This is a genomic window from Roseateles sp. P5_E1 (genome assembly GCF_054049335.1).
The window spans coordinates 19,522-31,340 of the sequence record NZ_JBFUMN010000015.1 but is presented as its reverse complement, the minus strand read 5'-3'; the positions used below and the strand labels follow the sequence as shown (position 1 = coordinate 31,340).

9 protein-coding genes are annotated in these 11,819 nt (G+C 67.8%); 4 read left to right on the top strand and 5 right to left on the bottom strand.

What is annotated here, in order from left to right; all coding sequences use genetic code 11:
- The first annotated feature begins 79 nt into the window (after nt 1-79).
- On the top strand, nt 80-364 hold the full coding sequence (locus ACXJKJ_RS14420; RefSeq protein ID WP_082533018.1) for a hypothetical protein: 285 nt from the start codon (nt 80-82) through the stop codon (nt 362-364).
- 61 nt (nt 365-425) lie between these two features.
- On the opposite strand, the gene sppA is transcribed toward ACXJKJ_RS14420, so the two are convergent.
- Genes sppA through ACXJKJ_RS14395 form a run of 5 tightly spaced genes read right to left on the bottom strand, consistent with a single transcriptional unit; the run spans nt 426 to nt 4,804 of the window.
- Entirely contained in the window at nt 426-1,418 is a 993-nt protein-coding gene (gene sppA / locus ACXJKJ_RS14415; RefSeq protein ID WP_457390599.1) for a signal peptide peptidase SppA, read from the bottom strand.
- Nucleotide 1,419: 1 nt separating this feature from the next.
- Complete coding sequence (locus ACXJKJ_RS14410; RefSeq protein WP_457390598.1) at nt 1,420-1,806, bottom strand: Rieske (2Fe-2S) protein; 387 nt, start codon at nt 1,804-1,806, stop codon at nt 1,420-1,422.
- Entirely contained in the window at nt 1,799-2,464 is a 666-nt protein-coding gene (locus ACXJKJ_RS14405; protein WP_457390597.1) for an HAD family hydrolase, read from the bottom strand. Before ACXJKJ_RS14405 ends, ACXJKJ_RS14410 begins: the two co-directional genes overlap by 8 nt.
- A gap of 37 nt (nt 2,465-2,501) precedes the next feature.
- Complete coding sequence (locus ACXJKJ_RS14400; RefSeq protein WP_457390596.1) at nt 2,502-3,815, bottom strand: hypothetical protein; 1,314 nt, start codon at nt 3,813-3,815, stop codon at nt 2,502-2,504.
- Nucleotides 3,812-4,804 carry an RluA family pseudouridine synthase gene (locus ACXJKJ_RS14395; RefSeq protein ID WP_457390595.1) on the bottom strand — a complete coding sequence of 331 codons (993 nt, stop codon included), beginning with the start codon at nt 4,802-4,804 and terminating at the stop codon, nt 3,812-3,814. The genes ACXJKJ_RS14400 and ACXJKJ_RS14395 overlap by 4 nt, the downstream gene beginning before the upstream one ends.
- A gap of 625 nt (nt 4,805-5,429) precedes the next feature.
- Between ACXJKJ_RS14395 and ACXJKJ_RS14390 the strand changes: the two genes are divergently transcribed.
- The 3 genes from ACXJKJ_RS14390 (at nt 5,430) to ACXJKJ_RS14380 (ending at nt 11,763) form a co-directional block, all read left to right on the top strand.
- On the top strand, nt 5,430-8,354 hold the full coding sequence (locus tag ACXJKJ_RS14390) for an Rne/Rng family ribonuclease (RefSeq protein ID WP_457390594.1): 2,925 nt from the start codon (nt 5,430-5,432) through the stop codon (nt 8,352-8,354).
- Nucleotides 8,355-8,443: 89 nt separating this feature from the next.
- Nucleotides 8,444-10,000, top strand: a complete 1,557-nt coding sequence (locus ACXJKJ_RS14385) for a POT-type proton-dependent oligopeptide transporter (protein WP_457390593.1) — start codon at nt 8,444-8,446, stop codon at nt 9,998-10,000.
- A 59-nt stretch (nt 10,001-10,059) separates the two neighbouring features.
- A complete protein-coding gene (locus tag ACXJKJ_RS14380; protein ID WP_056204205.1) occupies nt 10,060-11,763 on the top strand; it encodes a COG3904 family protein in 1,704 nt (567 codons plus the stop codon).
- Nucleotides 11,764-11,819 lie beyond the last annotated feature (56 nt).

The following is an 11,819-nucleotide window of genomic DNA, read 5'->3' as shown; positions in this document are numbered from 1 at the left end:
ATGCCGGGCGAGGCGTCGTTGTCACCCCAAGCTTGCGCAAGCCGAACCGTAATCCCCGAACCACCTTGGAGCCCTCAAGATGAACACGCTGAAGACCACGATCGCCACTGCCCTCATCACGCTCGCTTCGGGCGTGGCCCTGGCCCAGACTCCGGCTGCCACGCCGGCCACCGCTGCCACACCCGCCACGGCGGCAACGCCGGCTACCAAGGCCGCACCGGCCACCGCCGCCACGCCTGCAGTCGCCGCCACGCCGGCCGATGCAGCCAGCGCTGCCAAGCACGCCCCCAAGCACCATGCGAAGAAGCACGCTGCCGCCAAGACCGGCGACATGCCTGCCAAGACCGAAACCAAGACGCAGTAAGCGCATCAGCGCTCCGCGCAAGGCCGCAGCCCGCAATGGCTGCGGCCTTTTTGTTGCCCGATCAGCGGATCGGCGCCATCTCTTTCAGTGCCTTCACCGCACCGGCGCCCATGGCCGCGCCAAAACGCTTGGCCAGGCGCTCAGCGACGTTCTCGCGCGGCGTGTAGTCGATGACGTCCTCGGCCTTGACGACCTCGCGGGCCACATAGTCGAGGTTGCCGAAGTGGTCGGCCAGGCCCAGCTTGACGGCCTGCTCACCGTTCCAGAACAGGCCCGAGAAGGTCTCCTGCGTCTCCTTGAGCCGCTTGCCGCGGCCTTCGCGCACGACGGCGATGAACTGCTGATGGATCTGGTCCAGCATGGCTTGCGCGTAGGCGCGCTGCTTGGGGTTCTCCGGACTGAACGGGTCCAGCATGCCCTTGTTCTCGCCGGCAGTCAGCAGGCGGCGCTCGATACCGACCTTCTCCATCAAACCGGTGAAGCCAAAGCCATCCATCAGCACGCCGATGGAGCCGACGACCGAGGCCTTGTCGACATAGATTTCGTCGGCCGCTGCGGCGATGTAGTACGCGCCGGAGGCACACATCTCCTCGACGACGGCATAGACCGGCTTGTCGTACTGCTTCTTCAGCCGCTTGATCTCGTCGTAGACGATGCCGGCCTGCACCGGGCTGCCACCGGGCGAGTTGATGCGCAGCACGACGGCCTGGGCCGCGTCGTCCTTGAAGGCGTCTTTCAGCGCGGCCAGCAACTGCTCGGCGCTGGCCTCGGTGTCGGCGGCGATCTCGCCACGCACCTCGACCAGGGCGGTGTGCGGCGTCGTCGACGGCGTCACGTGCTTGCCCTGCAGCCACAAGCTGTAGACCAGCAGGGCCGCGAGCAGCAACCAGAACAGCCGGAACACCGTGCGCCAGCGCCGCTCCAGCCGGCGCTCACGCAGGAAGTCGCGGGCCAGCTGGGCCAGCAGCGTCTCGTTTTGCGGCGTGAGCTGTACCGGCACGCCGACGGGCTCGGGCATCGGGGGAGGCAGGGAGTCGTCAGAGGTGCTGCTCATATCAATCTTCAAAAGCGGGCTTGGTGTCCCGGGTCGGGTGCCAGTAGACCTCGCCATCGCGCTCGGTCAGGTCGATCTTCGTCAAGCGGCCGCGGTTACAGGGGCCCATGACGCATTGGCCGGTCGATGGTTCGTAGACGGCGCCATGGATGCTGCACATGATGAAGCGCTTGTCGCTGTCCAGGAACTCGCCTTCCTGCCAGTCCATCTCGGTGGGCACATGGGCGCAGCGGTTCAGGTAGGCGACCGCCTTGCCGTCGAAACGCAGCGCGAAGGCCCGCACCGGCTCGCGCCACTGGATGACGTCGAAGCTGACGGCCTTGCCGCGCTCCACGAGTTCGGCCGAAGCGCACAGGCGCTGCAGCGGCGCGGCTTCGGGCTCAGGCATGTGCGATCAGCCAGTCGTGCAGCTCGCGCGTCGAGTGCGCAACGAAGAGCGGCTTGAACTCGGCAAAGGTCTCGTGGTCATGCGCGCCAAAGCTGACCGCGACGCAGGGCACACCGGCATTCATGGCCAGCTGCAGGTCGTGCGTCGTGTCGCCGATCATCAGCGTGCGCTCGGGCTCGGTGCCGAACTCCTTCATCAGCTCCAGCAGCATCTGCGGATGCGGCTTGGAACGCGTCTGGTCGGCTGTGCGCGTGCCGTCGAACAGATGCCCCAGTTCGCTTGACGCCAGCACGCGGTCCAGGCCCGCGCGGTTCTTGCCGGTCGCCACCGCCAGCCAGTGGTGCCGCGCCTTCAAGGCCTCCAGCATCTCCAGCGTGCCTTCGAACAGCGAGAGTTCGTGCTCCGAGGCGAGGTAGTGGTGGCGGTAGCGCAGGCCCAGCTCGGGGTAGCGCTCGGCGGCCAGGCCGGGCACGGCATGTTCGAGGGCATCGCGCAGGCCCAGGCCGATGACATATTTGGCGCGCTCGAACTCGGGCTCGGGCAGGCCCAGGTCAACGGCGGCGCGCTGGATGCAGCGGGCGATCAGCGCCGTGGAGTCGAACAGGGTGCCGTCCCAGTCGAAGGCGATCAGGTCGAATTGTTGCGGGCGGGAGGTCATGAAGGGATTGTCGATGTTCGGGCTTTCGCCTTGAGACTCAGGGGCGCTCGACTTGGCGCAAGCGAGATGCATAACCGGGGATCGGCTCCAGCCGGCAAGGCTGACGGGCGCCTTCGGCGGCCGGTTCGGTGAACAGCCGGACTGCGGGCGATTCGAGTGTCACGCCAGCCTCAAGCAGGATGTCCCAGATGGCTTCGTAGCGCGCTGCCACGTCGGCCGCATTGCCAGTGCAGAAGGCTTCTCTCAGCACTGCGGCGACGGGATTGCAGCTGACGGGAGAACCCTTCGGCTGATATGGCATGGTGGCACCGCGCGCCCAGCTTGCGAAATGCGGCCTCCACGCCTCGAATTGCTCCTGATCCCCGCCTGCTTCCCAGAAGGCTGCCATGACGAAGCAGCCCTTGGCTGGCCCGGCGGCTTCGATGAGCCGGTCAAAAGCATCGAGCTGGCCTTGCTGGGTCGCCACGCCCAACAGCCAATGCGGCCCAGGCCCGCCCAGGATCATTGGCTGCTCACCGAAGTAGGACATCACCTCGGGTTCGCGCAATCGCTGCTCGATCACCGCCCACGGCAGGCCGCCAGCAGCCAATTCGTGCGCATGGCCGGCTCGCTCTTGGAGCGTCAAAGGCGCMAGGCCCCAGCGCTGCCGAAATCGCTCCACCGCGGCGTCCTCGGCACGCGCCCAGAGCTGAAGCAACCACCAACGCCGAGTTTGCATCGACGCATCCCGCAGGGACTGCTCGGCCAACCAATGGTAGAGCTCCGGATGCCGCGTACAACCGGGCCCTGCGCAAACGGCCGCGACCGCCAGAGGCATTGCGAGGCCCGACCTGCCCTGCTTGGACAAGCGCTGCCAGAAGGCCGGCATCCTCGGCTCGGCGCCCTCGACGTATTGCCCCATTGCCTCGGCCCAGGCGAATGCCTGCGATCCCGCTCGCAGGTCGCACCAAACGTCGTCGGCGGCGCCCACATCCGCCAACAGCGTGTCGCGGTGCCGGGGGCGGGCCTGCCCATTGCGCAACGGCTTCATCTCGACCGCCAGCTTCAGCCCCAACTGCTCCATCCGCTTCTGAACTGTTGCCACGCGGCGCTTGGCCAGCGCCGTCTGCGCTCTCTTGGCCGGCGACAAGTGCAGGGCCAGCTCGTTCGCCGGGCACTGCGCGGCACGCACCGCCAACTCGTTCAGGGCGACAAGGCCGTCGCGTGTCAGTCGATCGGTGCGCGCTTCGAATTGCAGGGGAATGGGCGCAGGCGGCATGATCGTCATGGCGGCCACCCACGAGCCGCCCAGAGAGGCCGCGACGATGAAGGCCGCCCGGCCCAACCGCTCAAGCGCCCGCCACAACTTCATGCGGCACTGTCCACCAGGCTTCGGCAATCGGCAGGCAATGGCGCCTCGCAGGTCACCGTCTCCCCCGTCGCCGGATGCTGGAACTGCAGCTTTCGCGCATGCAAGAACATGCGGTCGAACTTGGCACGCCCGCGCGCCAGCTCGCGGTTGCGCTCGAAGTCGCCGTACTTGGGGTCGCCGACGATGGCGTGACCGGCCTGCTGCAGGTGGACGCGGATCTGGTGGGTGCGGCCGGTCTTGATGGTCACATCCAGCAGGCTGAAATGCGGCGTGCGCTGGACGACCTTCACCAGGCTGATCGACCGCTTGGCGCCTTCCTCATCCGCCTTGCCCGGCCTCACCCAGCGCTCGCCGTCGCCGCCGACGAACTTGACCAGCGGCACGTCGATGACCTTGAGCTTGGCCGGCCAGTCGCCCCAGACCAGGGCGGCATAGGTCTTGCCCGTCTCGCGCTCGCGCAGCTGATCCTGCAGTGCCACCAGCGCGCTGCGCTTCTTGGCGATCATCAGCAGGCCGGAGGTTTCCTTGTCGAGGCGGTGCACCAGCTCCAGGAACTTGGCCGTCGGCCGCGAGCGGCGCAGGGCTTCGATGACGCCGTAGCTGACGCCCGAGCCGCCATGCACCGCCACGCCGGCCGGCTTGTYGATGACGAGCAGGTGCTCATCCTCGAACACCACCGGAAACTCACGCGCCGGCGCCTCGGGCTGAGCCGGGCGCTCGGGCAGGCGCACCGGCGGGATGCGCACCTCGTCACCAATTTCCAGCCGGGTGTCGGCCTGGGCCCGGCCTTTGTTGACCCTCACTTCGCCGGCCCGGATGACGCGGTAGACGTGGGTCTTGGGCACGCCCTTGAGTTCGCGCAGCAGGAAATTGTCCAAGCGCTGCCCGGCGGAGCCTTCGTCCACCGTGACCCGGCGCACGGCTGGCGCCGTGCCAGGGGTTTGCGTGGTGTCGGGCGGCACTTGGCCTACCCCTATAATCCTTTTCACCACGTTGCTGCCGTAAGTATTTGATTTGTTTGATTTTAGCGGCGGTAACGTGTGGCCGACGGGGCACAACCCTGGCGGCCACAGGCGATGCAACGCGAAAGGCGGCCGGCAGGTTTCCTCCCCGAGTGAGTGAACGGCCCGCTGCCCGACGCGGCAGAGCGATGACACAAGAACCCGCGAGCCCCGCTGCCCTTGATTGTTTCAAGGAACCCGGCGCCCGCAGACAACAAGGTTTCCATGGCGACAGAGCACCTGGCCTTCGGGCCGCGCGAGCTGTCACCAGCGTCCAGCAGCCCATGCAGATGAGCATGCCCCTCCCCCCACACGCACCTCTGCGGCCCCGGCTAGATCCCGGTGTGGCCGCCCTGCCCCGGCTTGTTGCCGGGCGGGTGCGCGCGGGAGCCGGCGGCTCGGCTCGCATGACCGCTGCTGCGGCGCACGCGCCAACGCCAACTGCGCGCTGACCCCCACGGTCGGCCGCGCTTTCGGTCCAGGGCGATTCCTTCCTCGGTTCTCGAGTCATTGCCCGTGCATCTTTAGCCGCCAGCGCTTTGGCTTGGCGGCGCGATGAACGTGCGCGTTTCGCGGCGGCTGACAAGCCGCCCGGCGCGAGAGGAGTGATGACATGAAACGCATGCTGATCAATGCGACGCAGCCGGAAGAGCGGCGCCTCGCGATCGTTGATGGCCAGAAGCTGCTGGACTTCGAGACCGAAATCGAAGGCCGTGAGCAGCGCAAGGGCAATATCTACAAGGCCGTCGTGACGCGGGTCGAGCCCTCGCTCGAAGCCTGCTTCGTCGACTACGGCGAGGACCGCCACGGCTTCCTGCCGTTCAAGGAAATCTCGCGCCAGTTCTTCCGCGAGGGCACCGACGTCAAGAACGCGACCATCAAGGACGCGATCAAGGAAGGCCAGGAGCTGCTGGTCCAGGTCGAGAAGGAAGAGCGCGGCAACAAGGGCGCGGCGCTGACCACCTTCGTCAGCCTGGCCGGCCGCTATCTGGTGCTGATGCCCAACAACCCGCGCGGCGGTGGCGTTTCGCGCCGCATCGAGGGCGAGGACCGCGAGGAGCTGAAGGAAAACCTCGACCAGCTCGAGTACCCCAAGGGCATGTCCCTGATCGCACGCACCGCCGGTATCGGCCGCACGGCGCCCGAGCTGCAGTGGGACTTGAACTACATGCTCAAGCTCTGGACCGCGATCGATGACGCGGCCAAGGGCGGCAAGGGCGCCTACCTGATCTACCAGGAATCCAGCCTGGTCATCCGCGCGATCCGCGACTACTTCACGTCGGACATCGGCGAGATCCTGATCGACACGGACGACCTGTACGAGCAGGCCAGCCAGTTCATGAACCACGTGATGCCCGACCAGGGCCATCGCGTGAAGCGCTACCGCGACGACGCACCGCTGTTCAGCCGCTTCCAGATCGAGCACCAGATCGAGACGGCCTTCAGCCGCACGGTGAACCTGCCGTCCGGCGGCGCCATCGTCATCGACCACACCGAAGCCCTCGTGTCGGTCGACGTCAACTCGGCCCGCTCGACCCGCGGCACCGACATCGAAGAGACGGCCACCCGCACCAACCTCGAAGCGGCCGACGAAATCGCCCGCCAGATGCGCCTGCGCGACCTGGGCGGCCTGATCGTCGTCGACTTCATCGACATGGAGGAGAGCAAGAACCGCCGTGACGTGGAACAGCGCCTGCGCGACGCGCTGCGCCAGGACCGCGCCCGCGTGCAGTTCGSCTCSATCAGCAAGTTCGGCCTGCTCGAAATGAGCCGCCAGCGCCTGCGCCCGGCACTCAGCGAAGGCAACCACATCACCTGCCCGCGCTGCAACGGCACGGGCCACATCCGCGACACCGAGTCCTCGGCACTGCAGATCCTGCGCATGGTCCAGGAAGAGGCCATGAAGGACAACACCGCCGCCGTGCACGTGCAGGTGCCGGTGGAAGTGACCTCCTTCCTGCTGAACGAGAAGCGCACCGAGATCACCAAGATCGAACTCAAGCAGCGCGTCACCGTGCTGCTGGTGCCCAACAAGCACCTCGAGACGCCGAACTACAAGCTCGAGCGCCTGCGCCACGACGACCCGCGCCTGGAGAACCTGCAGGCCAGCTACACGATGATCGAGGAGCCGACCGACGAGGTCGGCATCACGCGTCGCGGCGACGTCGAGAAGAAGAACAAGCAGGAGCCGGTCATCAAGGGCATCCTGCCCGAGCAGCCCGCGCCGGTCGCCGCACCGAAGCCCGAGCCCGTCGCGGCCGCGCCCGCACCGGCGCCCGTCGTTGCGCCCCCGCCGCCAGCACCGCAGGCCAAGGGCTTCTTCAGCCGCCTGTTCAGCTTCTTCGGCGGTGGCGATGCCGCGCCGGCCCCGGCACCTGCTGTCCAGGCGCCCGCAGCGGCGCCTGCCGCAACGGACAAGCCCAAGCGCGAAGGCGGCCGTGATGGTCGCCGCGACGGTGGCCGCCGTGGTGAGCGCGGCGAGCGTGGCGAACGCGGTGAGCGCAACGAGCCGCGTGGCCAAGGTGGCCGCCGCGATGGCAAGCCGCAGGAAGCCCGCGGTGAGCGTGCCGAACGCGGTGACCGCAAGCCGCGCACCGAAGGCGGTGACAAGCCCGAACAGCAGCAACGCCCGGAGCGCGGCGAGCGCCCCGAGCGTGGTGAGCGTGCTGAACGTGGTGAGCGCACCGAACGCGGTGGTGACCGCCCGGAGCGTGGTGAGCGCCGCCCGCGGGGCGAGCGGCAGGAGCGCCCGCCGGTCGAGACCGTGGCCGCCTTGCCGGTTGCCGCGCCGTTGAGCGAAGACTTGGCCGCCGTCCACGACGCGCCGCCGGCCTTTGTCGACAGCCAGGCCGAAGCCGCCCTGCCTCCGACTGGCGACACGCCGGCCGGTGAAGAGCGCCAGGGCCGTGGCCGCCGCCGTCGCCGTGGTGGCCGCGAGCGCGACGATCAGACGGGCACCGAAGGCACGGCAGAAGCCGGCGTCGAAGCACCGGCTGAAGTTGTTGCTGACGCAGGCGCCGAAACCACGCCGCCCGTCGAAGGTGATGACGCCGAGGGCCATGGCCGCGAAAGCCGCCGTCGCGGCGGTCGCAATCGCAACCGAGGCCGCCGTGAGGAAGGTGCCGTCGAAGGCCAGGAAGCCACTGCTGGCGAGGAGGCCGCTTCGGCCGCCGCGCCGATGCAGAGTTCGCTGATCGAAGACGCGATGGCCAATGCTGCTGCGCCGGTCCAGGCGCCCGCAGCCGTGGCCGCCGCGCCGGCTCCGGTCGCTGCACCTGCGCCGGCCCCGGCGCCGGTTGTCCAAGCCTTCAAGCTGCCGATGGGCGAGCTTCAATCCATCGCCGAAGGTGCCGGCCTGCAATGGGTCAACTCCGACGCCGACAAGATCGCCGCTGTGCAGGCCGCCATCGCGGCCGAGCCCGCACCGGCCCCGCTGGGCCGCGAGCCGGCAGCGGTCGCCGTTGTCGACGAGGGCCCGCTGGTGCTCGTGGAAACCCGCAAGGATCTCAGCCAGGTGAAGCTGCCTTTCGAGGCATGATTCGGGTCGGCTGATCCCACCCTCCAACGCCGCTCGGCCACAAGCCGGGCGGCGTTTCTCTTTTTCAGAGCCCCAACTCCGAGGCCCCCATGACGACCACTGTCACCGCAGACGCCGCCACCGCGGCAAGCCCCGCGGCCAAGATGCCGCCGCAGATCCCCTACATCATCGGCAACGAAGGATGCGAGCGCTTCAGCTTCTACGGCATGCGCAACATCCTGACGGTCTTCATGATGACCAGCCTGCTGCTGGCCATTCCCGAGGACCTGCGCAAGGCCGAGGCCAAGGAGGTGTTCCACACCTTCGTCATCGGTGTCTATTTCTTCCCGCTGCTGGGCGGTTGGCTGGCCGACCGCTTCTTCGGCAAGTACCCGACCATCTTCTGGTTCAGCATCCTGTACTGCGCGGGGCATGCCTGCCTGGCCCTGTTCGACGACAACATCCGGGGCTTCTACTTCGGCCTGTTCCTGATCTCGCTCGGCTCGGGTGGCATCAAGCCCTTGGTGAGTTCATTCGTTGGCGACCAGTTTGACAAGAGCAACCGGACGCTGGCGCAGAAGGTCTATGACGCCTTCTACTGGATCATCAACTTCGGCAGCTTCTTCGCGTCGCTGCTGATGCCCCTCATCCTGAAGAACTATGGCGCCAGCGTCGCCTTCGCGCTGCCGGGTCTGCTGATGCTGGCCGCCACCGTCATCCTGTGGAGCGGCCGCAAGAAGTATGTGCACCAGCCGGCGCGCGGCGCCAACCCGCACAGCTTTTTGAAGGTGGTTTGGACGGCCTTGAAGGCCGGCGGCGCTGGCGCCGCCGTGGCATCGCTTGGTCTCGTTGGTGCGGCCTACTCGCTGAGCCGCATCGATGGCCTGGGCCTCGTGCCGGCGGTCTGCCTGGCCCTCGTGCTGGTGATGGGCTTTGGCGGCGTGGGCGCGGCGATGCAGCTGGAGCGCGCGCGCGGCGTGCATCCGGACGAGGCTGTCGACGGTGTGCGTAGCGTGCTGCGCGTGCTGGTGCTGTTCGCGCTGGTCACSCCGTTCTGGTCGCTGTTCGACCAGAAGGCSTCSACCTGGGTGCTGCAGGCCGATCAGATGGCCAAGCCCGCCTGGTTCCAGTCGTCCATGATGCAGGCGCTGAACCCGSYGCTGGTGATGATCCTGATCCCSTTCAACAACCTGGTGCTCTATCCCACGCTGCAACGCATGGGCCTGCAGGTGACGGCACTGCGCCGCATGGGCGCAGGCATCGCGCTGGCGGGTGCGGCCTGGATCGTCGCCGGCGTGTTGCAGCTGTGGCTGGACGAAGGCACGACGGTCAGCATCGTCTGGCAGATGCTGCCCTATGCGCTGCTGACGCTGGGCGAGGTGCTGGTCTCGGCCACCGGGCTGGAGTTCGCCTACAGCCAGGCACCGCTGTCCATGAAGGGCACGATCATGAGCTTCTGGAGCCTGTCGGTGACCATCGGCAACCTGTGGGTGCTGCTGTCCAACGTCAGCATCAAGAGCCCGGCGGCGCTGCAGGCGATCAAGTCGACCGGCTACAGCGAGACCGCCTGCCTGATGTTCTTCTTCGCCGGCTTCGCGCTCGTGGCCGCGACCCTGTTTGCGCTCGTGGCAAGGCGCTATCCGATGCTGAACAATTACCGCAGCTGAAGTGCGGCGGTGAATAGCCACCTTGGTTTCAGCGCCTGGCTCAGTAAGCTGCGCGGCACATGACAGACGCTCAAAATCGCCGCCCCTACGTCGATCCCACGCTGGTCGATCACCATGCACCACGCGCCGCGCCTGAGCCGGCGCCCGAAGCTGCGGCCTGGCAGCAGTCCTCGAACCGCCCGCGTCCGGCGGGCGCCCGGTCGCCGCGCACCCGCGTGATCCGCGAATCCAAGCGCGGCTACTTCGCCCGCCACTGGCATGGCGAGATGAGCCTGGTGCGCAGCTACTGGGTCAACAACTTCCTCGTCGCCACGCCACTGGCTTTCCTGCTGACGGGCCTGATGACCTGGATCAGCGTCAAGGGCGACTCGCTACAGGTCAGCGCCATCTCGCTGCTGGTGACCATGCCGCTGCTGCTGGCGCTGAACCTGTGGTGCATCGTCGGCGCCTGGCGTGCCGCGGCCAACTATCTGCGCGAAAGCGGCTCGGCACTCTGGGGGTGGCTGGCGCGCATCACGCTGGCGCTCAGCACCCTGCAGTTGTTGGCCTCGGTGGTGTTCGGCTTCCTGCCCAGCGTGGGCGAGTACTGGTCCATGGCCCGCGGCGTCGACCCGCTGGGGCAGGCCAAGTTCAGCTTCTCCGCCGATGGCCGCAGCCTGCGGCTGGATGGTGTCATCGGCATGGGCGACGGCGAGCGACTGCGCCAACTGCTGAACAGCGAGGCAGCACGGGACCTCAAGCGCGTGGAACTGGCGTCACCTGGCGGCCGCGTGCGCGAGGCTGAGCGCATGGCCGCGGCCTTGAAGGCGCGCGGCCAGGCCAGCCGCGCGGTGGGCACCTGCGCCAGCGCCTGCACCCTTGTCTTCCTGGCCGGGCAGCCCCGCCATATGACGGCCACGGGCGAGCTGGGCTTTCATCGCGCATCCACCGGCACCTACAACCCGGTCTTCGAGGAACTGGCCAACCAGCAATTGGCCAAGACCTACACCGAGCTGGGCCTGCCGCAGCCCATGATCGACAAGACGCTGCGTACGCCGTCGCGCAGCATGTGGTTCGTGCCGCGCGACGAGCTGGTCTCCTACGCCTTGATCGCGCCAGCGCCACCCACACTGGCGGTGCCACTGCCGGCCGCCAATGCCACGCTGGCCGATTTCGACGATGCATTGCACATGCACCCCGTGTGGGAGGCGCTGGACAAGCGCACCCCAGGCACCGTGGACGACATCGCCAAGCGCATGCTGGCCGCCCACCAGGCCGGCGCCAGCGAGGAGGAGGTGCAAGCCACCGTGCTGTCGCCCCTGGCCCGCCAGATGCCGGATCTGCTCGGCGGCACCGACGCCGTGTTGCGCCACCGCTATGTGCAACTGGTGTCCGACCAGCTGAAGGCCCTGCGCACACCACCCGCTGGCGTCAGTGCCGGGGCCTGCCGCGACCTGCTCGACGGGCGCATGGGCGTGCGCCCGCAGCTCCCGCAGGCCTTGCAGGTGCGCGAAGCCCAATGGCTGCAGGACGTGGCCAATGGCACGCTGCCACACCGGCAGCCCAAGCCGGTCAGCGCCCTTGAGATCGAGGTCCTTGAGCGCACCGTGGGGCCGACGGCCATGGGCATGCTGTCGCGCCTGTGGGTCGACGCGCCCGAGGCGGCCAAACCCAGCGTCGCTGCCAGCTGCGACCCCGCCATCGCCATGCTGGACCGCCTGCAGGGCCAGCCCCCGGCCCGCCGGGACCTGGCGGAGCGGCTGCTCTTCCAGCCATCGCGCTGATCAGGACCGCATAAGTTCGCTTGGGTGAAATTACCCAGGCCAGCTGATGCCGGTCG

Bases quoted from the DNA above. Each gene is read 5' to 3' on its own strand.
- ACXJKJ_RS14420 (WP_082533018.1), top strand. From the start codon at position 80: ATGAACACGCTGAAGACCACGATCGCCACTGCCCTCATCACGCTCGCT.
- sppA (WP_457390599.1), bottom strand. From the start codon at position 1,418: ATGAGCAGCACCTCTGACGACTCCCTGCCTCCCCCGATGCCCGAGCCC.
- ACXJKJ_RS14410 (WP_457390598.1), bottom strand. From the start codon at position 1,806: ATGCCTGAGCCCGAAGCCGCGCCGCTGCAGCGCCTGTGCGCTTCGGCC.
- ACXJKJ_RS14405 (WP_457390597.1), bottom strand. From the start codon at position 2,464: ATGACCTCCCGCCCGCAACAATTCGACCTGATCGCCTTCGACTGGGAC.
- ACXJKJ_RS14380 (WP_056204205.1), top strand. From the start codon at position 10,060: ATGACAGACGCTCAAAATCGCCGCCCCTACGTCGATCCCACGCTGGTC.